Here is a 21,966-nt window from a genome sequence, read left to right as displayed (position 1 = left end):
ATTGAATATCTATAAAATTACCCTTTTAGCTTTACTTGCAGCATTAGCTGTAGTTGGACGTATTCTGTTAAGTGTTATACCTAATGTTCAACCCGTAACTTCAGTAATAATCATAAGTGGAATTTTCTTAGGTCCAGTTGCAGGTATGATTTTATCCATTTTAATCACTTTTTTATCTAATATGATTCTAGGAACAGGTATTTGGACTATTTGGCAAATTATTTCCTGGGGATTAATAGGAATTATCAGTGGAGTAATTGGTAAGACAATGAAAAAAATTCCGTTCTATGTTGTCTTAATTCTTGCTATTTTTAGTGGGTACTTGTATGGTTTCATCATTTCTTTAACAAACTACCAAATTACTGGGCAAGGGTTCCTTGTCTATTATTTGGCTGGATTACCATTCGATACGTATCATGCAATTGGTAATACAGTTATCATGGTACTGTTATATCCAACAATCTCATTCATTTTTCAAATATATATCCAAAAACATATGAACACCAACTAAATGTTGGTGTTCTAACATCAATCTTCATACTTTAACGGATTCTCCTCAAAAGGATGCTCTGCTATTTTAATGGAGTCACTGGGACACCCTTCATAAGCATCTAGAACATCATCTTCTAATTCTTCTGGAATTTCTCTATTCCCAGTATTATTATCTATCATAACAAAGGCTATACCTTCATCATCATAATCGAACAGCAATGGGCAAGTTACCCCACAAGCACCACAGGCAATACATGTATCTTTATCTACAATGGTATATTTAACTCTCATTATTCCTATCCTCTCACATAACTCTAATCACTATAAAAACAGGTGCTACTTTCTATTGTAAAATGTAAATTATTATTATTCAACTATCCCATCAATGATATGATAGAAGTATGTTTTAAAGAGGGGTTAAAAATATGTATATCGAAGGGCTTTTATTAGATTGTATCGATCGTATTAAAACAAACCGTTCTGTTTTTGGAATATATCATGTAATTACGGGAAAAAAATCTATACAATCTGTTCATGATGCAAGGCTATTTCAGGTAGAAAAGTACTATGGTATATATCAATCATTTTCGAGACAATCGTTTATTAATACGATTAATAAAATGACTGAAAATGGCTGGCTTATTAAACTAGACACGGATGGTTTCTATGAGATAACTTTAAATGGAAAGCAAATATTAAATAAATATTTGGATACTTCAATATATAATAGTGTAAATGGATTAGCTATGTCCGGAAAGGACCATACATTTTTAGAGAGATTGTATTTACTAGTCCAAACGTATTCTAATATTCAATCAAATTATTCTTCATTTATTCCTGTTATTGATAATCAAGATATTAGCAATTGGGTCAAAAATTTCTATCGTAACAATAGAAATAAAAACACTGCTAAAAGGTTGTATGAAGAACTACATCATCTATTTTCAAGTATATCTAGCTTAGAGGCAAACTTTTTCGTTGACCGACTAAGTGGTTATCGCCATTATGGAATGAGTATGAACCAATTAGCAAAGGAATATGAGCTGACAATAGAAGATGCCAATATATTATTATTGGCCATTACCCATCACTTGTTAGCGTTAATAGAAAATAATATTGAGAAATATAGTATACTTTCACAATTAATCCAAATTAGCGATAACAGTAAATTTATTACGAAAACAGCACACCAAACGTATCAATTATTAAAGAATCAAGGTAGTATAGAAGATATAGCTAGAAAAAGAAATTTAAAAATAAATACAATTTACGACCATATTGTTGAGATTGCTTTGTATGACTCTAAATTTGATATTTTAGGCTTTGTATCGCTAGAGGAACAAGAAGAAATAATAAAAGTCGTTAGAAAGAAGCAAACCTTGAAACTAAAAACGATTAAAGAAAATTGCAGGGAAACAATAAGTTATTTCCAAATTAGGCTTGTTCTTACGAGATTAAAGGGGCTATTACCGGAGGAAGAAGGCTATGTATAAAAGGTTATCGTTAGAAAATGAACTTGAACATTATTTCGGATATTCGGAATTTCGAACTGGTCAAAAGGAGATTATTTCTGATTGTTTAGATGGAAAAGATGTATTAGGCATTCTTCCAACTGGTACAGGTAAATCAATTTGTTACCAGTTACCGTCCAGACTTCTTGACGGTATAACGATTGTAGTATCACCATTAATTTCTTTAATGATGGATCAAGTAAAAGAGTTAAAAGCTAAGAATTATAAAGAAGCAGTCGCAATTAATAGTTTTTTAGATTATGAAAATAGAAAATATATATTCCGGAACATAAACAAGTATAAATTAATCTACGTATCGCCAGAAATATTACAACAGAAGGAACTTCAATCCTATTTGCAAAGTCTTTCTGTTAGTTTGTTTGTTGTAGATGAAGCCCATTGTATTTCACAATGGGGGCATGAATTTAGACCAGATTATCAAAAATTAGATACTATTACTGAAATGTTAGGTAATCCGCCTGTTCTGGCATTAAGTGCAACGGCAACTAATGAAGTACAAGAAGATATTATTTCTTCACTTAAACGCCCATCTATGATCAAACATGTCTTTCCTATGGATAGAACTAACATTGCTCTTTCCGTTCAGGAAGTGGTAAATAACGAAGAAAAGCTGGAAATAATTACTAGTGTTCTTAAGGAAAGAAAGATGCCTTCTTTAATATATTTCTCTAGTAAATCTGCAGCTGAAAATGTTTCACACATACTTTCTGAGAGGCTTCCTGACCATCGGATTGCCTATTATCACGGTGGCATGGAACAAATGGATCGTATTGCAATACAACAACAGTTTATGAATGACCAAATAGACATAATTTGTTGTACTAGTGCATTTGGAATGGGGATCAATAAAAATAACATTCGATTTGTATTTCATTATCATTTTCCAGGTCAACTAGAATCCTTTATTCAAGAAATAGGTAGGGCGGGTAGAGACGGTCATCAAAGTGTTAGTATTCTATTGTATAGTAAGCAAGATATTTTCTTACCAAAGCAAATGATAGAAAGTGAGCTACCATCAGATGAGGATTTAATGCGTGTCTATCGAGGCATACATTCCTATCAAAAAAATAATTTATCTTTGCCACATAATATTGAGGAAATTGAATCATTTTTTGAAGTTAGTGAGGTACAATGGAGATTTATTTCTTTTCAATTAGATAAACATGGCATCAATTTAGAAAATGGTTTAAAATATGACCAAAGTAAAATTGAACAAACATTTAAACTAATTCAGAATATTCGTGATGAACGACTGCTATTAAAGCAATCCAAGTTAAATGATATATTAAGATGGATCCAGGCAGAAGGCTGTTTAAGAGAAAAACTTTATACAAAATTCCAAAAAGTCTATACAAAGATTGATGAATATTGTTGTAGTAACTGCGGAATTAATCTGCAAAGCTTTAAACCAGATCAGACGAATAAAAACAGGTCAACACAATCATGGGAAATTAAATTAAAGCGTTTATTGTTAATAGGAGAGTAATATGAAGCAATCAGAAATCGCAAAGCAGCTTACAGATCAAAAATTGAGAAAAGCAGTTGTCTTTTCACAAATATTGTTATTATTGATATCGGTTATATTGAGTTTTATTCTATTTGAGCGTTTTGCTGATTGGATAAATTTATTTACAGTAAATCTGAAAGAAATAGTTTATTTCGGTATAGTACCGGGAATTGTTATTGTACTTATTGACCTCATAATGATTTCCTCTTTATCGAATTCGTACTATGATGACGGTGGTATTAATAAACGAATCTTTACTAATATTTCTCTCCCTAAAATTTTTCTTATTACATTATTAGTAGCAGTCTCAGAAGAACTATTATTCCGTGGTGTTTTACAAACGAATTATGGCTATCTTATTGCAAGTATTACCTTTGCATTGGTACATGTGCGATATTTACGTAAGCCTATCCTTTTGATTTCTGTTTTATTAGTAAGCTTTGTAATTGGGTATATATATATAATTACTGGTAGTTTAGTCGTTACCATAACCACACATTTTTTAATTGATTTTTTATTAGGATTACTTATCCGTTATAAGATTTGGGGTGATTAACATGGAAGATACTAAAACAACGAATAGCCAAGATCAAGCTGATGAGCTAAAAACTATTTTAAGTGAATTGAACCGACATCAAAGAGAGGTAATTCCAGATGAAGATCATAATGTTGACAGTACAAATCAGAAAGATATTAGTGTACTAAATCTTCCCCCAAGAAAAGAGGTTCACGGCCATAAGAGAAAAAGAACACATTTAAAAATTACAAAACCTTTTTTAAGATTAGCTTTTGTTGTAGTATTACTACTAGCCGTATTGGTTATCCTTTTTATTCTAGGGGATGGGATGATTTCTTTTTAAAAAATAATGAATTTCTCCTTATGTAAAAGTTAACTTGTATAACGTTCAACAATTTATAAAAAAGCATATACTAATAAAAACAATTTCATTGTAGCTAGATAGGCTAACCTTTGAAGAGGAATATTTTGTTCATTTGAGGAGGATGCTATGTGCGTATTGAAAGGGTGTCCAGTAGTCAATTTACAATATTTTTAACGTTTGATGATTTGGTAGAGCGGGGATTTAATAAGGAGGAGTTGTTAACTGATGCTACAAGCATCCAGAACCTCTTTACAGATGTTATGTATGAAGCAAGTTCAGAGTTAGGTTTTGAACTTGAGGGTAAGCTTTATGTGCAAGTCTATCTTATGCAAGCACAAGGTATGCATGTTATTGTGACGCAAAACGCTGATAATATAGATTGGGATGAGGATTTCATTGAAATGAAGGTTACACTAGACGAGAGCAGAGAGTTAATTTTTTCATTTGATGATTTTGAAAGCATAATACAAGTATCTTCCTATTTAAACACGTTATCTGTAAATGGCGGACAAATATTTTATATGGGAAGCCGCTATTATATGCTTCTAAGACGAGATGAACTAGGAGGTAATAATAAAGAAAATATTATTGCACTCATGTCAGAGTTCTCAAATCCTAGTATTGTTACGTCTTATCGACTTAAAGAATATGGGAAAATTATTATTAAATCAAATGCAATCGAAACCATTATGAAGGCTTTTAATTAATTCAGTATTTTTATAATATTATTAGAAATGATATATAGTAGTAAGCGTTTACATTTTTTATAAAATTAATAAGAAAAAGAGGGTTTTTATATTGCATATTTGTTTTTAACGTGTATACTAATCTCTGAGAATAGCTATTATAAATATTTATATGTTCCTTAGGAGGTAAATTCATGGTAGCCGAAAAAGCAGCAGATTCTACCAAAGAGAAAAATGATCAAATGGATGTACTTAACTCAACACAAACTGTTGTAAAAAATGCACTGGAGAAACTGGGTTACCCTGATGAAGTTTATGAGTTGTTAAAAGAGCCACTTCGTATGATGACAGTTCGTATACCTGTACGTATGGATGATGGATCAACTAAAATCTTCACTGGATATCGTGCACAACACAATGATGCTGTAGGACCTACAAAAGGTGGAATCAGATTCCATCCCGATGTAACGGAAAGAGAAGTAAAGGCATTATCTATATGGATGAGTTTAAAAGCTGGAATAGTTGACCTACCCTATGGTGGTGGTAAAGGTGGCATAATTTGCGACCCACGTGAAATGTCATTCCGTGAGCTAGAAGCTTTAAGTCGTGGATATGTAAGAGCAGTTAGTCAAATTGTTGGACCAACGAAAGACATTCCTGCACCAGATGTTTTCACTAACTCTCAAATTATGGCATGGATGATGGATGAATACAGTAGAATTGATGAATTTAATAGCCCTGGTTTCATTACAGGAAAACCAATAGTACTAGGCGGTTCACATGGTAGAGAATCTGCAACGGCAAAAGGTGTTACAATTTGTATCAATGAAGCTGCTAAGAAACGCAACATTGATGTTAAAGGTGCAAAAGTAATTGTACAAGGGTTTGGAAACGCTGGAAGCTTTTTATCGAAGTTTTTACATGATGCTGGTGCTATCGTTGTTGGCATTTCAGATGCATATGGTGGGTTATATGACCCTGAAGGGTTAGATATTGATTATCTATTAGACCGTAGAGATAGCTTTGGTACTGTCACGAAATTATTTAATAATACCATTACAAATAAAGAATTATTGGAACAAGAATGTGATATACTTGTACCTGCAGCTGTAGAAAATCAAATTACAAAAGAAAATGCGAATAACATAAAAGCAACTATTGTTGTGGAAGCGGCGAATGGACCAACTACAATGGAAGCAACTAAAATCCTAACTGAAAGAGGGATTTTACTCGTCCCTGACGTACTTGCTTCTGCTGGTGGCGTTACAGTATCTTATTTTGAATGGGTTCAAAACAACCAAGGTTTTTATTGGACGGAAGAAGAAATTGATGAAAGACTTTACCAAACGATGACAAAGGCTTTTAATACCATATATGATACAGCTGAAACAAGAAGAATTGATATGCGTTTAGCTGCATACATGGTTGGAGTTAGAAAAATGGCTGAAGCATCTCGCTTCCGTGGCTGGGTATAACTTGTATGAATAATGATACAAAAAGCTCTTATCATATAAAAAGATAAGGGTTTTTTGATTTTTAGTTAAGGGGAAGTGCGATTAATGAGTATACAGAAGGAAAAGGTAATTATCATTGGTGCTGGACCTTGTGGACTAGCATGTGCAATTGCATTAAAGGAAAAAGGTATAGAATCTTTAATTATTGAAAAAGGAAATGTTGTTAATTCCATACACAATTATCCAACACATCAGACATTCTTTAGTTCAAGTGATAAGTTAGAAATAGGAGGTATTCCGTTCATTACAGAAATGCAAAAGCCAAAAAGAAATCAAGCGCTAGCTTATTATAGAAATGTTGCAGAAAGAAGTAATTTGAGGATACACTCATATGAAAAAGTAACCTCTTTAAAAAATGAAAATAATAAGTTCAATGTATTAACTGAGAAATTCACTGGAGAAGAACAAAGTTATGAAGCTGAACAAGTTATTATTGCAACTGGATATTATGACCAACCTAACTATATGAATATTCCTGGTGAAGAGTTACCAAAAGTTCATCATTATTTTAAGGAAGGGCATCCTTATTTTAATAAGAATGTTGTCGTAATTGGAGGCAAGAATTCAGCGGTAGATGCTGCCTTAGAACTCCATAAAGCAGGTGCGCATATTACCGTTTTATATCGAGGAGACAATTATTCTAAAAGTATTAAACCGTGGATATTACCAGATTTTGATTCATTAGTAAGAAAAGATATTATCAGGATGGTATTTAAGGCAGAGGTTCTAAAGATAACGAATGAAGCAGTTTATTATCAGATTGAAGATAAAGAGTATAAAATTGCTAATGATTTTGTTTTTGCAATGACAGGGTATCGCCCAGATGTAAAGTTAATTAAGGAGATAGGGGTTCAGTTTAATCCTGAGAATGGTAAACCGATATATGATGAAGGGACATATGAAACTAATATAGAAGGTGTATTTGTAGCAGGTGTTGTAGCAGCCGGTAATAACAACAATGAGATTTTTATTGAAAATGGAAGATTTCACGGAGAGAAGATAGCAGACGTCATTGCATCCCGTACAAATTAGTGTAGAGGAGAATTCACGTGGAAATAGGTGTTACAACTTTTGTAGAAACAACCCCAGATATTAAAACAGGTGAAGTATTAAGTCATCCTGAAAGAATTCGTGAAGTAGTAGAAGAAATAGTTTTAGCGGATGAAGTTGGACTCGATATATTTGGAGTGGGGGAGCATCATCGGAAAGATTATGCAAGTTCAGCACCTGCTGTTTTATTGGCAGCAGCGGCGTCAAGAACCAAAAAGATCAGATTATCTAGTGCGGTAACAGTGCTATCTTCTAATGATCCAGTTCGTGTTTTTCAAGATTTCGCAACAATAGATGCCATTTCTAACGGTAGAGCAGAAATAATGGCAGGTCGTGGCTCTTTTATTGAATCGTTTCCTTTATTTGGCTATGACTTAAAAGATTACAATGAACTCTTTGATGAAAAATTAGAATTATTGTTAAAGATTAGGGAGTCGGAAGTTGTATCTTGGGAAGGAAAACATAGGGCATCGATACATAATCTTGGAATATACCCTAGACCAGTACAAAAACCAATTCCAGTATGGATTGCAAGTGGTGGAACACCAGAATCAATTGTTCGTGCGGGTGTATTAGGATTGCCGTTAGCTCTGGCAATTATTGGTGGTAGCCCATTGCAATTCGCCCCATTAGTTGACTTGTATTATCGCGCAGCATCACAAGCAGGGCACGATCCATCCAAATTAATTGTAGCTTCACATTCGCATGGATTTATTGCTGATAGTGTGGACGAAGCAGTTGAAAAATTCTTTCCTCCAACACAACAAGCGATGAATGTATTAGCAAAAGAGCGTGGATGGTCTCTATATACTAGAGGTACGTTTGACCATGCTAGAAGTTTAGAGGGGGCATTATATGTAGGTGATACAAAAACTGTTGCGGATAAAATAGTTTTATTACGTAAACATGTTGGCATTAAACGGTTTATGCTCCATGTTCCAGTGGGATCAATGCCACATGAGGATGTAATGAGAGCTATAGAGTTACTGGGTAAAGAAGTAGCTCCTTTAGTTCGAGAAGAAATTACTCGTTGGGAAAATGAGAGAGGCTGAGACAAAAGTTTTTTAGTCAAATGAATAACCGAATGTAGTGCACCTACGACGCACTGGAAATATACTGCACTTTCACTTCCAGCACAAGCGCGACATCTGCTCGAAAAGACCTCGAAGTGTCTTCTTTGCACCTCACAGTACAAGTGCGACATCTGCTCGAAAAGACCTCGAAGTGTCTTCTTTGCACCTCACAGTACAAGTGCGACATCAGCACGAAAGAACCTCGCTGTGTCTTCTTTGCCGCGGGGGGCTGGTGAGCCAGGCTGCTACTTGAATAATCTTCTCTGTAGCTTTGCACCGAGGAAACCTGCTGCTGCGTAGCATTACTAGCAGACGCAGATGCATACTCGGGGTCTCACCGGTGCCTTTCCTCCCGGTGCTAGTATGGTGAATCATTCGGCTTTACTTCTGTACAATTTTGTTATGTCCCAGCCTCTTTCATTAAATATCATTTTCAAAAATCTTTCTTAATTCGTGTATATCAGTCGTATTTTCCAATGCGATGAGTAATTTTATCCTTGCTTTTGGTCCAGTTAATCCGTTAGTAAAAATTATTCCCATTTCTTTTAATTTCTTTCCTCCACCTTCATATGCATAAGTGGGTTGTACTGCACCTCGGAAGCTTCTGGATACTAATACTATTGGAATATTATCTGCTAAAATTTGTTCAATAGCTGGAAGTGTTTCTTTAGGAAGATTCCCTTGCCCCAATCCTTCAATTATTAACCCATCAGGTTTGCCATTGTTTACTAATTCAAAGATTTTACTATCCATTCCTGCATATGCTTTTAACAACGGAACATTTTTTGAAATGTCTTCCGCAGGATAAAAGGTTCTATAAGTTAACTGATGATGAAATTGGATCGAATCTTTTGTAATAATACCGATCGGTCCAAATTGTGGACTTTGAAAGGTTGCTATATTACTCGTTGATGTTTTCGTAACATTTTTTGCGCTATGAATTTCATCGTTCATTACCACTAATACCCCTTTTGAATATGCGTTAGGAGATAATGCAACCCGAATAGAGCTTATTAAATTATATAGCGCATCTGAGCCAATCTCATTACTAGAACGCATTGCTCCTGTTACAATAACTGGTTTTTCAGTATCTAAAACTAAATCTAGAAAATAAGCAGTTTCCTCCAATGTATCTGTTCCATGTGTTACAACTAACCCATCATATTCTAATAAAAACTTTTCAATAGACTTAGCTAACTTTAGCATATGTCTTGGTGTAATATGAGGAGATGGTAAAGAGAACTCGATATGCTCGTCAATTAGAACATTATCACCAAAATTATATGGAATATTTGACAGTGGATGTACATCCGTTGTAAGAATCTCCCCGGTTAGCTTATTTTCGAGCATAGAAATCGTACCACCTGTGTGAATGATGATAATTTTTTTCATAAAAAACACCTACTTTTCTAATAAATTATGTATTTCCAATCGTTTCGTAACATGGTACGATTGAATTAGTTAAGAAGGGGAAGGTTTACAATATGCTAGGAATTATATCTGCTGGGGTTGCTCCTGCACTTGCATTAATGTCTTTTTTTTATTTAAAGGACAAAATCACTGAGCCACTCCCATTGATTATACGAACATTTATTTTTGGTGGATTACTCGTATTCCCAATTATGTTCATCCAATATGCTTTTGAGAGTGATCAAATCGGAAATCTTTTTATCCAGTCCTTTTTTGTTGTTGCTTTTTTGGAGGAGTTTTTCAAATGGTTCATATTTATATATGTAATTTATCAACATACTCAATTTAACACCCACTATGATGGGATAGTATACGCGGTTTCCATTAGCCTTGGTTTTGCAACGGTAGAGAACGTTCTCTATTTGTTAGTAAATGGGATAGAATATGCTTTTACTAGAGCGCTATTTCCAGTATCCTCTCATGCATTATTTGGTGTCATTATGGGCTTTTACTTCGGGAAGGCAAAAATGAATCCAGAAAATAGAGCAGGAAATATTGTTTTAGCTTTGTTTATTCCTATCATACTACATGGAATCTATAATTTTATTTTAGGCTATGTTACGAATTGGGCTTTATATGTTATACCTTTCATGATATTACTTTGGTTTTTTGGCCTACACCGTGTAAAAATCGCAAATGCTAGTTCTTAATGTGACGTTGTTTAAAAGAGACTTTTAAAGTCTCTTTTTTTATTATGGAACAGATTAATAATTGGTTTATCTAGATTGGTATGCATAATTTAGAAGTTTCATCAAAAAATAGGTACTACTAGACAAACATGAAAGTGAGAGGTATTAACATGACTTTAAGAAAATACATCTTGTTACTTATTATATGTCTAATTGCAATTGGACTTCAAGAAACATACAATCCAAAACAAGTGGATGCCTTTACTAATCAGGTAATTCAAAGAGGAGCAGTTGGCAATGATGTTATAGAGCTGCAAGCTAGACTTCAATATATTGGCTTTTATAACGGAAAGATTGATGGTGTTTTTGGTTGGGAGACTTATTGGGCTTTACGTAATTTTCAAAAAGAGTTTGGGCTAGAAATTGATGGCCTTGCCGGATTAAAAACTAGACAAAAGCTAGTTGATGCGACTGAATTTAATGGTAAGTGGGTTCATGAACAACTCGCTAAGGGCAATGATTTTACGTATTATGGAGGAACAGATTTAACAAAACAGACAAAGAAGCCAACAGGTAAAAAAGGGGGCGGTGGAGGTGGACAAACTCAACAACCAACTCCGAACACGGGTACTACTAACGAAAATACAAACCAAGCTCCGAATACTGAAAACACCGCAAACAGGGAGAGGACTACTGCTGCAGTCAATGTACCTCAAGGTTTTTCTCAAAATGATATAGATTTAATGGCAAATGCCGTATATGGAGAAGCTAGAGGTGAACCTTATGAAGGGCAGGTTGCAGTTGCAGCAGTGATATTAAATCGTGTTGAGAGTAGTACTTTTCCAAATACTGTAGCTGGGGTTATTTTTGAGCCTAGAGCTTTTACAGCAGTAGCAGATGGACAAATATGGTTGACCCCGAATGCAAAAGCAAAAGAGGCGGTTCTTGATGCTATAAATGGTTGGGACCCAACAGGGGAAGCGATTTATTATTTTAATCCTGATACTGCTACATCTAGTTGGATATGGGGTAGACCACAAATCAAGCGTATTGGTAAGCATATCTTTTGTAAATAGGGGTGTTATATTATGTTGCGTTGGATAGTTATTGTTGTCTTAGCAGTAGGTGTAGTAGGAACTGCTGCTTGGGGTTATAAAGAGCACCAAGAAAAAAATGCGATATTAATTCAAGCAGAAAATACGTATCAACGAGCTTTTCATGAACTTACTTATAATATTGACTTAATGCATGATAAAATTGGTACAGCCATTGCCATGAACTCAAGGGAACGGTTGTCTCCACAGCTTGCAGAGATTTGGAGGCTAACATCTGACTCATTATCAAATGTTGGACAATTACCATTAACATTACTGCCGTTTAATAAAACCGAAGAATTTTTATCAAATATTGGTGATTTTACTTATCGGACTGCAATTCGTGATTTAGATAAAGATCCATTATCTGATAAAGAACTGAAAACATTAGAAGATCTCTACACCCAAGCTGGAGACATTAAGGAAGAGCTTCGTCAAGTGCAACATACTGCATTAGAAAATAATCTCCGCTGGATGGATGTTCAACTAGCATTAGCAACAGAAGATGAACAATCCGATAATACTATTATCGATGGTTTTAAAACTGTTGAAAAGAAAGTGGAAGGTTATTCAGAAGGAAATATAAATTCAGCTATATCTGGTACATCATCTGAAAATCATCAATACGAAAACATCCAAGGTAAAAAAATTAATGAAAACGAAGCGCTGCAATATAGTAAAGATTTATTCAATATAAATAATGTAAATAATTTAAATTTATCTGAAACGGGCGATGGAGCTGAAGTACCGTTATATAGTATTTCCTATTCTGAAGGAGATAAGAGGGCGTATTTAGATATCACACAAAAAGGTGGTCACCCTATTACGTTATTAGTTGATAGACCAATTGGAGAACAAAAAATTAGTTTAAATGATGGATATAAAATAGCAGAGGAATATATCCAGAATCATGATTTTGATGATATGGAACTATTCAATAGTAGTCAGTATGAAAATATTGGTGTATACTCATTTATTTATAATCAAAATGGTGTTCGGGTATTCGCGGATGCTATTGAGATAAAGGTAGCATTGGATAATGGAGACATCATGGGATTGACTGCTAATAACTATTATTTAAATCATCATGAACGTGATATTCCTGAACCTAAACTTACTTCAGATGAAGCTAGAGAATTTGTGAATCCTAATGTTGATATACAAGAAGAATTTTTAGCTGTAATTACGAATGACTTAGGTCAAGAAGTTTTCGTTTACGAGTTTTTAGGATTATTAGGTAACGATACGTATAGAATCTTTATAAATGCTATGGACGGAAACGAAGAAAAAGTAGAGAAATTAAATGGTAAAGAAATTAATTATGCAGGAATTTAGTTTGGGAGAGGGTTTAGTCCTTTCCCTTTTTTTATTTTTTTGTGATAATAAAAGATAAGCTATTATATCTTCAAATAGATTATGTGGGGGAGTATTATGAAGATTGGCGTTTTTTTAATAATAGAAGCATATAGCCTTGAAACAAATTCTATTGAAAAGTACCGTTGTAAAATTATTGATATGAATAGTAAATATATTTACGTTGATTATCCTGTTCACTTGAAGACGAAAAAAACGAGTGAAGCATTTAGAAGTGGTAGTAAAATGAATGTGGAGTATATTGGAAATGACCAATCTGTTTACCGCTTCAAAACCGAGGTCAAAGATAGAAAAAGAGGAAAGATACCAACTTTAGCTCTACTGAAACCTAAGGACGACGATGTTGAACGAATTCAAAGGAGACAATATGTTCGGGTTGACGCTGCAATAGATGCTGCCATACATAGTAAAGAAAATCATTTCGCACCTTTTACTACTGTGACGGTAGATATAAGTGGTGGAGGGATATCTATAATATTACCTAAAGGAATGAGTATTCAAGAAGAAGAGAATATATATATATATCTTGTTCTTCCTATGCTTTCTGGTGAATATTATTATCTTGATCTATCAGGCGAGATAGTGCGTATAATTCAAAATGAAAATAACGCAAATACTGCATCGGTTAAATTAGTTTCACTTAGTGAACAGGATAAACAAACAATAATACGGTATTGTTTTGAGAAACAGCGTGAAGCAAGGCAGAAAGAACTTCAATAACAACATGTGGATTGACAATGAGAGGAATGAATTTAAGTTATGAGGAAAAAGATTGCAGTTGCTATTGATGGACCAGCAGCAGCAGGGAAAAGCACAGTAGCAAAAATAGTTGCAAAGAAATTATCTTATATTTATATAGATACTGGTGCAATGTACCGAGCTATTACATTAAAAGCTTTAGAAAATTCTGTAGATGTAAATGAAGAAAAAGTGCTAGTATCGTTACTTGATTCAACTAGTATAAAGTTAATTCAAACAGAAGAAGGACAACGAGTTTTACTTGATAATCGAGATGTAACAGTAGATATTCGTACAAGTGACGTAACAAATAATGTTTCATATGTTGCAAAACACCCTAAAGTTCGTGAAGATATGGTAGCAAGACAACAACAATTAGCCAAAGCACGTGGTGTTGTTATGGATGGCCGAGATATAGGTACTAAAGTAATACCTGATGCGGAAGTAAAAATATTCTTAATTGCATCTGTCGAAGAGCGTGCTAAAAGAAGACATGTAGAAAATCTAAAAAAAGGCTTTCCATCGGACCTAGAAAATTTAAAGCTTGAGATTGAAAAACGAGATTTAATTGACTCAGAACGTGAAGCATCACCACTTGTAAAGGCAGATGATGCAATAGAAATTGATACAACATCACTTTCTATTGAGGAAGTTGCAGACCGTATATTGGAGAAAGTTTATAGTATTAAAAGTGAATAATGTAATTATCTTTAGTAGTCACAATTGCTTGACAAATATAGGTAAATATTAGAAGTTATAAAAAGGAAGTTTTTTATTTTCTTGTTATATGGATGCTTTGGTTAAGGAGGAATTGGAATGAGTGAAGAAAACTTAAATTTGCAAGTTGGGGATAAGGTAACAGGTACAGTTGTTAAAATTGAGGACAACCATGTTCTTGTTGATATTGGCTATAAAACCGAAGGAATTATTCCAATCGGCGAATTGTCTAATCTACATATCGATACTCCAAATGAGGTAGTAAAAGAAGGCGATACGTTATCTTTATCTATTAAAAAAATTGAAGATGATGAAGTAGTTCTTTCTAAAAAGACTGTCGATCAAGAGCTCGCATGGGGCGATTTAGAGAAGAAATTTGAATCTGGAGAAGTTTTTGATGTTCAAATAAAAGAAGTAGTTAAAGGTGGCCTTGTTGCAGATGTTGGCGTAAGAGGATTTATTCCTGCATCATTAGTAGAAGCGCATTATGTAGAAGATTTTTCTGTTTATCAAGACCGTACATTATCAGTGAAAATCGTGGAGTTAGATAAGGAACAGAACCGCATTATTCTTTCACACCGTGTCGTAGTAGAAGATGAACAAGCAAACAAAAAATCGGAAATTCTACAGTCTCTTGAGGTTGGACAAGTAATTGTAGGTACAGTCCAACGTATTACTGATTTTGGAGTATTTGTAGATATTGGAGGAATGGATGGATTAGTTCATATTTCCCAACTATCACACGACCATATTAGTAATGCAAGAGATGTAGTTTCTGAAGGAGAAAAAATTAAAGTAGAGGTTCTTTCCGTCGACCGAGATAATGAACGTATAGCCCTTTCTAGAAAGAAAGTACTTCCGGGACCATGGGAAAATATTGAAGATAAAATTAAACCTGGCCAAGTGGTGGAAGGTACAGTTAAACGGTTAGTTAACTTTGGAGCATTTATTGAAGTACTTCCAGGTGTAGAAGGTCTCGTTCACATTTCTCAAATAGCTAACCGTCATATCGGTACCCCTCAAGAAGTTCTAGAAGTTGGTCAATCAGTTAAGGTAAAAGTTCTCGATATTAATGAGTCTGAAGAAAGAATGTCTTTAAGTATTAGAGAATTAGAGGCTGAAGAGGAAGCAAAAGATTACAAGCAATATGAAAAAGATGAAGAACAATCGAGTTTCCAATTTGGTGATTTAATTGGTGATAAATTAAATAAGTTTAAACAATAAGTAAAAAAACTCCTTTCCTAAATACGGAAAGGAGTTTTTTGTTTAAAATCAACCCTTCAAAGCAATAATAAAGATGGGTGAGAACGTATGGATGGAATATTCTATTACTGGTTTAGTTGGATTTTATGGGTGATATTAACTTTTTTTATGCCCAAAAACAAGAACAGAACAATATACTCCGTTTGGATATTAATTACTATCATATTTTCTAATGTTTATATTACTAGTGACTATTTAGAAATATCTATAGCCTATCTATCCATCATAATAGGAGGATTTATACTACTTTCCACATTGAAACGTAAAGGAATTCTTCTATTCTCCGCATTTACTATAATGATTGGTTATGCAAGTTTATTAATTTGGGAAACGAATGCTCCAGTTTGGATTTTTATGCCAAGACTGCTAATTATTCCAATTATTTGCGTACTTTTAACAGTAATCCTCACCAAAAGATTTATTTCTAGAATTACGATCAGTTTAATCGGGTTATGTAGTGGAGAATTTTTATATAGTCTTTTATTAACTAATTATTCCATTACGAAGACTATCGGGGGCTTAATGTTTTTAGATACACTTTTTGTTGTTTTATTCATCATCGTCATTATTACGGCCGTCCAACTAGGGAAAGAAAGAGTATCGTTATTCTTATTCAATAAAATGAACAATATATGAGGTGGCAAAATGAATGAATATACATTGCCTATTGTATTAGGTGTAATTATTGGTACAATCGGAAGAATATTGATGCTTCGAACAGATTATAGACAATACCCAACCTATCTTCACGGGAAAATAATTCATGTGGCATTGGGATTTATTGCAGCTTCTCTAGGCGCCGTTGCTGTACCTGCTTTAATGGAAATGAACTTCACTGCGGTAACGTTTTTAACTGTTGCGGCAACACAATTTCGTGAAGTAAGAAATATGGAACGAAATACATTAAGTGAAATAGACGATTTTGAGCTTGTATCAAGAGGAAAAGCATATATTGAAGGGATAGCAATATCGTTTGAAAGCAGAAATTATCTAGTTATTATGACAGCATTCATCACGACGTTATTTTACTTACTATGGAATGTTTATATGGGATTTGTAGGTGCAATACTTTGTTTAATTATAAGTAAAATATTACAAAGCGGTAGTACGATTAACGATCTTGTAGATATAGAATATGTTGAGCCCCATTTTGATGGAGCTGGACTATATGTAGATAATATTTATATTATGAATATTGGATTACCGGAGAGACAAGAAGAAATTTTGAGATATGGAATGGGGTTTGTGTTAAAGCCTAAAAATATTAATGTAGTGAATACAATAGCTCATTTAGGGCAAAGGCAAGCTATTTTACATGATGTATCTGTATCATTAGGAGTATTTCGAGATTCCGGAACACCAGCATTAGTTCCCTTAATAAAACGAGATTTAGATGATGGGAGATTAGGTGTTTTCATTCTTCCTCAAATAAGAGATAAAGAAAAAGCTATGAAAATTATTGGAGCAGTACCAGTATTAGAAACTGCTATTCGAATGCCTTCTAAATCAGATATTCGGCAGGAGGTTAACTAGTATGGTTTTTGAAAAAGCGATCTTGGCAATTATAACAACAAATAAAGAAAAGGTGACTGGTGGAGCACCTATTTTTATTTGTGAGGATTTTAATGAATTACAAAAGTCAGCTGCCAATTTAGAGGCAATTTTAGATGGGATAGCACACGCGTTAAGTGAAGAGGTTTTTATCATAGTAAAACATTAAAGATTGTTAAGATTACTTTCTTTTGCTAGAATAAATAAAGCTATTAAAGTGTAGTATGAAATTTAGCTGACCTGACATGAAAAGGACTAGCACCGAATAAACGTGTTCGGTACACTCAGCAAGATCTCATACTTTTAGTATTCCACCTTATCACAGCCCACTGGTGCTAAGGCGGTAATCTAATAATATTAATTAAAATTTTAAAAAACTAAATGTATATTTACATAGAGAGAGGATGTTCCTTTCGATGAGGAAAGCTACTGTAGCCATTGTAGGGCGACCAAATGTTGGAAAATCTACTATTTTTAATAGATTAGTCGGTGAAAGAATATCAATAGTGGAAGATATTCCAGGTGTTACTAGGGATCGTATTTATTCACAAGCTGAGTGGTTAAATACGAAATTTAATTTAATTGATACTGGTGGTATTGAAATTGGGGATGAACCGCTTTTAGTGCAAATGCGTCAACAAGCAGAAATCGCTATTGATGAAGCAGATGTTATTATTTTTATTGTGAATGCAAAAGAAGGCATTACTGGTGCAGATGAAGAAGTTGCTAAGCTTCTATTTAAATCAAATAAACCGGTAGTTCTTGCAGTAAACAAAGTGGATAATCCAGAAATGCGAGACGAAATTTATGAATACTATTCCTTAGGCTTTGGAGAACCATTTCCAATTTCAGGTTCACATGGTCTTGGTTTAGGTGATTTATTAGATGAAGTAGTTGGACATTTTCCCAGTTTTGAAGAAGCGGAAAAAGATGATGATACGATTTACTTTAGCTTAATAGGCAGACCAAATGTAGGAAAATCTTCTTTAGTAAATGCTTTACTGAATGAGGAACGAGTTATTGTAAGTGATATAGAAGGTACTACTCGTGATGCAGTTGATACTCACCTTCACAGAGAAGGTCAAGACTATGTCATTATTGACACTGCCGGAATGCGTAAACGTGGAAAGGTATATGAATCATTAGAAAAGTATAGTGTACTTCGTGCTTTGAGAGCAATTGAACGTTCAGATGTTGTATTAGTTTTAATTGATGCAGAAACGGGTATACGAGAGCAGGATAAAAAAATAGCAGGTTATGCACACGATGCGGGACGTGGAATTGTTATAGTGGTTAACAAATGGGATACGGTTGAAACAGATGAAAAAACGATGAAAGAATACGAAGAAAAAGTACGAGCTCATTTTCAATTTTTAGACTATGCACCAATCGTATTCTTATCTGCAAAAACGAAGAAGCGTATACATACGTTACTACCAATGATTCAAGTAGCTAGCGAGAACCATGCAAAGAGAATTCCGACAAATATTCTTAATGACGTCATCATGGATGCTATAGCTATGAACCCAACACCAACCGTTAAAGGGAAACGCTTAAAAGTATTGTATGCAACACAAGTTGCTGCAAAGCCTCCAGCTTTTGTTATTTTTGTTAATGATCCAGAACTAATGCACTTTTCTTATCAACGATTCTTAGAAAATAAGATTCGCGATGCATTTGGCTTTGTTGGAACACCGATAAAAATATTAGCTCGTAGACGCTCTTAAGGGGGATTATAGGTGAATAAAGTAACTGTTTTAGGTGCAGGGAGTTGGGGTACAGCATTGAGCATTGTACTCGCAGATAACGGACACGAAGTTAGGTTGTGGACGCACCGAAAAGAACAAGCGGAAAAAATTAATTCCACCCATAAAAATGAACGATATTTAGAAATCATGATTCCTGAAAAGATTAAAGCTTTTCATGATATGGAAGAAGCAATTCAAGATACAGATGTCATTTTACTAGTTGTACCTACAAAAGCAATTCGTGAAGTTTCTCACCAATTAAATTCAATTTTAAAAGGTCATCCAACTATTGTACACGCGACAAAAGGAATTGAACCTGGTACATTAAAACGAGTATCACAGATGATTGATGAAGAAATGGATAAAGTTAAGTATGAAGATATTGTTGTCTTATCAGGTCCAAGTCATGCTGAGGAGGTTGGTTTAAGACAACCAACAACTGTAACCGTTGCTTCAATAAACGATGAAAAGGCAAAGATTGTACAGAATATATTTTTTAATGAAGTATTCCGAGTTTATACAAGTAATGATGTAATTGGTTTAGAATTGGGTGGAGCCCTTAAAAACATTATTGCATTAGGTGCCGGTATATCAGACGGGCTTGGATATGGCGATAATGCTAAAGCAGCACTAATTACAAGGGGACTAGCTGAAATTACAAGACTAGGTACTTATCTCGGTGCTAATCCTTTAAGTTTCTTAGGATTACCAGGAGTAGGTGATTTAATTGTAACTTGTACTAGTGTTCATAGTAGGAACTGGAGAGCAGGGAATCTCTTAGGGAAAGGCAAAGGTTTGGAAGAAGTTTTAGAACAAATGGGCATGGTTGTAGAAGGTGTACGAACAGCAGAAGCCGCATACCAATTTGCTATACAAGAAGATATTGAGATGCCAATTACAAACGGTATATACGATATCTTACACCATCAGAAAAAACCTAAAGAAGTTGTAGAACAATTAATGAATCGCGATAAACGAGAAGAGATGGACGATTTAGCCACATTGTTAAAGAACCGTTACGCTCGCTAACACACTGCCAAAATTCCTTGCATATACTATGTTGAAGTAATCTAGCAGCAAGGAGGCGAGCGTGTGAGCAATAAAGGTAACAATCCTTTTGACAAAATTCAGCAATCAGCAGGTATTAGTCCAAGCGAAATTTATAAAGTTGCTGATTCAGTTAAAAATGCCAATTTTTCGGATGAGAAAACCGTTCGAAGGCTCGTAAGGCAATTAGCGAAAATGGCGAATAAACCCATCTCGAAAGAAAAAGAAGACAAAATTGTGAAATCTATAACGAATAATAAAGTTCCAGGAGATCTTAATTCACTGAATCAATTGTTTAAAAAATAACGAGACTTGGGCAGGTGAGGATACAACCTCGCGTCTACTCGCATAAAATAAAACGCACAAGCATTCATAGATAGAGCCTGCGTGGGTATTATTTAGTCAAGCCAGGATGAAGACGGCCCCTCTTCCTCCTGGATTTTTTATATTCCTTTACGCTTTATTGAATCGATATTTAAGTGTCACAATATAGGTGCTAGTCTTATAATTAAATGCTCAATTTAATACTATATGGTATAATAACGGATGCATGAAAATGGAAAACATAGAGGTGAAAATATGTCAGAATCAATGCTTAATATGTGGATTTCTTTCGCTGGCATGGGTCTATTAATTTTAGCTATCGGACTTATCGTTCTAGCTAGACATAAGCTAAAAGGATTCTTATCTGTCATGGTATCATTTTTAGCATATGTTAGTTTGTTCCTAGGAGGTATAATCATACTTTATATCGTATTTAGTGGACCAACTATATAATGCATACGGAGGTAAATGAATGAATGAAACATACATATAAATTTGTTGTGCTAGCACTGGTGTTATTTATATTAAGTGGTTGTTTATATCCAAGTAGCCAGCTAGAAAAGAATCAAATTCCTAATCAGGCACAGCTTGATATGGTTCAATCTGCAGTAGATGATTATCGTGAGCGTACGAATGGATTATTACCAATTCGCACTAAGTCAAATGATACTCCTATCTTTGAAAAATATATTGTCGATTTTAATCTTTTAAAAGAACAAGGAACTTTAGCAGAGGTTCCTGGTAATGCATATGAAAATGGCGGAATATATCAATATGCTATTATAAATCCAGAAACAAATCCAGAAGTTAAATTAATTGATTTGCGTACTACCGAAGGGCTTCGAGGTATAAATGTTAAGATTAATTTATACCGTGATAAGAACCTGTATCCTCCCTTTGGTGAAGTTGTAGGTAATGGCTTATACACTATTGATTATGAAAAACTTGGATTAGAACATGCACCTACTATTAATAGCCCCTATTCTGATGCCGTATTACCGATTGTAATGGATAGCAATGGTACAACTTTTATTGACTACAGAATTGAATTAAATAACGCTTTAAAAGAATATGATCATAGCTATCAAGAAGGGGAAGACATTCGCTTTCTATTAGCTGAAAATACACCTTTTCTACCTGTTTATTCACTACCTTATACCATAAAGGATGAAGAGCCAGTGTTCATGACTGAATAATTTTTCATAATTATTCCCTTGCAGCATATATTTGTTGCAGGGGTTTTTTATTGCTGTGACTTGGTGATTAAAAAAATATC

The 21,966-nt window shown here is 34.2% G+C and carries 25 protein-coding genes; 23 read left to right on the top strand and 2 right to left on the bottom strand.

Annotated elements, in window-relative coordinates:
* Position 1 precedes the first annotated feature (1 nt).
* Positions 2-511 (top strand): ECF transporter S component, encoded by a 510-nt coding sequence (locus AB1K81_RS05785; RefSeq protein WP_412975677.1) that lies wholly within the window; start codon positions 2-4, stop codon positions 509-511.
* Between the two features lie 17 nt (positions 512-528).
* On the opposite strand, the gene AB1K81_RS05780 is transcribed toward AB1K81_RS05785, so the two are convergent.
* Positions 529-783, bottom strand: coding sequence for a ferredoxin (locus tag AB1K81_RS05780; RefSeq protein WP_412975676.1), 255 nt, complete (start codon positions 781-783; stop codon positions 529-531).
* 134 nt (positions 784-917) lie between these two features.
* Between AB1K81_RS05780 and AB1K81_RS05775 the strand changes: the two genes are divergently transcribed.
* The 8 genes from AB1K81_RS05775 to AB1K81_RS05740 all read left to right on the top strand — a co-directional run bounded on the left by AB1K81_RS05775 (position 918) and on the right by AB1K81_RS05740 (position 8,714).
* Complete coding sequence (locus tag AB1K81_RS05775; RefSeq protein WP_412975675.1) at positions 918-1,985, top strand: YpbB family protein; 1,068 nt, start codon at positions 918-920, stop codon at positions 1,983-1,985.
* Positions 1,978-3,510, top strand: a complete 1,533-nt coding sequence (locus AB1K81_RS05770; RefSeq protein ID WP_412975674.1) for a RecQ family ATP-dependent DNA helicase — start codon at positions 1,978-1,980, stop codon at positions 3,508-3,510. Before AB1K81_RS05775 ends, AB1K81_RS05770 begins: the two co-directional genes overlap by 8 nt.
* 1 nt (position 3,511) lies before the next feature.
* A complete protein-coding gene (locus AB1K81_RS05765) occupies positions 3,512-4,087 on the top strand; it encodes a CPBP family intramembrane glutamic endopeptidase (protein WP_412975673.1) in 576 nt (191 codons plus the stop codon).
* A 1-nt stretch (position 4,088) separates the two neighbouring features.
* A complete protein-coding gene (locus tag AB1K81_RS05760; protein WP_412975672.1) occupies positions 4,089-4,391 on the top strand; it encodes a hypothetical protein in 303 nt (100 codons plus the stop codon).
* 149 nt (positions 4,392-4,540) lie between these two features.
* A complete protein-coding gene (locus AB1K81_RS05755) occupies positions 4,541-5,119 on the top strand; it encodes a genetic competence negative regulator (RefSeq protein WP_412975671.1) in 579 nt (192 codons plus the stop codon).
* A gap of 173 nt (positions 5,120-5,292) precedes the next feature.
* Positions 5,293-6,573 (top strand): Glu/Leu/Phe/Val family dehydrogenase, encoded by a 1,281-nt coding sequence (locus AB1K81_RS05750; protein ID WP_412975670.1) that lies wholly within the window; start codon positions 5,293-5,295, stop codon positions 6,571-6,573.
* Positions 6,574-6,663: 90 nt separating this feature from the next.
* Complete coding sequence (locus AB1K81_RS05745; RefSeq protein ID WP_412976121.1) at positions 6,664-7,644, top strand: YpdA family putative bacillithiol disulfide reductase; 981 nt, start codon at positions 6,664-6,666, stop codon at positions 7,642-7,644.
* A gap of 17 nt (positions 7,645-7,661) precedes the next feature.
* Entirely contained in the window at positions 7,662-8,714 is a 1,053-nt protein-coding gene (locus tag AB1K81_RS05740) for an LLM class flavin-dependent oxidoreductase (RefSeq protein ID WP_412975669.1), read from the top strand.
* A 441-nt stretch (positions 8,715-9,155) separates the two neighbouring features.
* Here the strand turns inward: AB1K81_RS05740 and AB1K81_RS05735 are convergent, their stop codons facing one another.
* Positions 9,156-10,127, bottom strand: coding sequence for an asparaginase (locus AB1K81_RS05735; RefSeq protein ID WP_412975668.1), 972 nt, complete (start codon positions 10,125-10,127; stop codon positions 9,156-9,158).
* A gap of 92 nt (positions 10,128-10,219) precedes the next feature.
* On the opposite strand from AB1K81_RS05735, the gene prsW reads away from it, so the two are divergent.
* The 14 genes from prsW (at position 10,220) to AB1K81_RS05665 (ending at position 21,886) form a co-directional block, all read left to right on the top strand.
* Positions 10,220-10,855, top strand: a complete 636-nt coding sequence (prsW, locus tag AB1K81_RS05730) for a glutamic-type intramembrane protease PrsW (RefSeq protein ID WP_412975667.1) — start codon at positions 10,220-10,222, stop codon at positions 10,853-10,855.
* Positions 10,856-11,004: 149 nt separating this feature from the next.
* Entirely contained in the window at positions 11,005-11,910 is a 906-nt protein-coding gene (gene sleB / locus AB1K81_RS05725; RefSeq protein ID WP_412975666.1) for a spore cortex-lytic enzyme, read from the top strand.
* A gap of 12 nt (positions 11,911-11,922) precedes the next feature.
* A complete protein-coding gene (gene ypeB / locus AB1K81_RS05720) occupies positions 11,923-13,263 on the top strand; it encodes a germination protein YpeB (RefSeq protein WP_412975665.1) in 1,341 nt (446 codons plus the stop codon).
* Positions 13,264-13,359: 96 nt separating this feature from the next.
* A complete protein-coding gene (locus tag AB1K81_RS05715; protein WP_412975664.1) occupies positions 13,360-14,022 on the top strand; it encodes a flagellar brake protein in 663 nt (220 codons plus the stop codon).
* 39 nt (positions 14,023-14,061) lie between these two features.
* Positions 14,062-14,739, top strand: a complete 678-nt coding sequence (cmk, locus tag AB1K81_RS05710) for a (d)CMP kinase (RefSeq protein ID WP_412975663.1) — start codon at positions 14,062-14,064, stop codon at positions 14,737-14,739.
* Positions 14,740-14,856: 117 nt separating this feature from the next.
* A complete protein-coding gene (gene rpsA / locus AB1K81_RS05705) occupies positions 14,857-15,981 on the top strand; it encodes a 30S ribosomal protein S1 (protein WP_412975662.1) in 1,125 nt (374 codons plus the stop codon).
* Positions 15,982-16,068: 87 nt separating this feature from the next.
* Positions 16,069-16,656, top strand: a complete 588-nt coding sequence (locus AB1K81_RS05700) for a YphA family membrane protein (RefSeq protein ID WP_412975661.1) — start codon at positions 16,069-16,071, stop codon at positions 16,654-16,656.
* A gap of 9 nt (positions 16,657-16,665) precedes the next feature.
* Entirely contained in the window at positions 16,666-17,553 is an 888-nt protein-coding gene (locus AB1K81_RS05695) for a YIEGIA family protein (RefSeq protein ID WP_412975660.1), read from the top strand.
* A 1-nt stretch (position 17,554) separates the two neighbouring features.
* On the top strand, positions 17,555-17,740 hold the full coding sequence (locus tag AB1K81_RS05690) for a capping complex subunit for YIEGIA (protein WP_412975659.1): 186 nt from the start codon (positions 17,555-17,557) through the stop codon (positions 17,738-17,740).
* Between the two features lie 247 nt (positions 17,741-17,987).
* Positions 17,988-19,298 (top strand): ribosome biogenesis GTPase Der, encoded by a 1,311-nt coding sequence (der, locus tag AB1K81_RS05685; protein ID WP_412975658.1) that lies wholly within the window; start codon positions 17,988-17,990, stop codon positions 19,296-19,298.
* Between the two features lie 12 nt (positions 19,299-19,310).
* Positions 19,311-20,348 (top strand): NAD(P)H-dependent glycerol-3-phosphate dehydrogenase, encoded by a 1,038-nt coding sequence (locus AB1K81_RS05680; protein ID WP_412975657.1) that lies wholly within the window; start codon positions 19,311-19,313, stop codon positions 20,346-20,348.
* A gap of 63 nt (positions 20,349-20,411) precedes the next feature.
* Positions 20,412-20,672, top strand: coding sequence for a stage VI sporulation protein F (locus tag AB1K81_RS05675; RefSeq protein WP_412975656.1), 261 nt, complete (start codon positions 20,412-20,414; stop codon positions 20,670-20,672).
* 273 nt (positions 20,673-20,945) lie between these two features.
* Positions 20,946-21,143: a DUF2768 domain-containing protein gene (locus AB1K81_RS05670; protein WP_412975655.1), complete on the top strand. Its 198-nt coding sequence runs from the start codon at positions 20,946-20,948 to the stop codon at positions 21,141-21,143.
* 23 nt (positions 21,144-21,166) lie between these two features.
* Positions 21,167-21,886 (top strand): hypothetical protein, encoded by a 720-nt coding sequence (locus AB1K81_RS05665; RefSeq protein ID WP_412975654.1) that lies wholly within the window; start codon positions 21,167-21,169, stop codon positions 21,884-21,886.
* Positions 21,887-21,966: the final 80 nt, after the last annotated feature.

The sequence above is a fragment of the Ornithinibacillus jepli genome, from assembly GCF_047228935.1.
Lineage (GTDB): Bacteria > Bacillota > Bacilli > Bacillales > Amphibacillaceae > Ornithinibacillus.
Note: the sequence above shows the minus strand (reverse complement) of the source record. Positions and strands in the feature narration are given on the sequence as shown.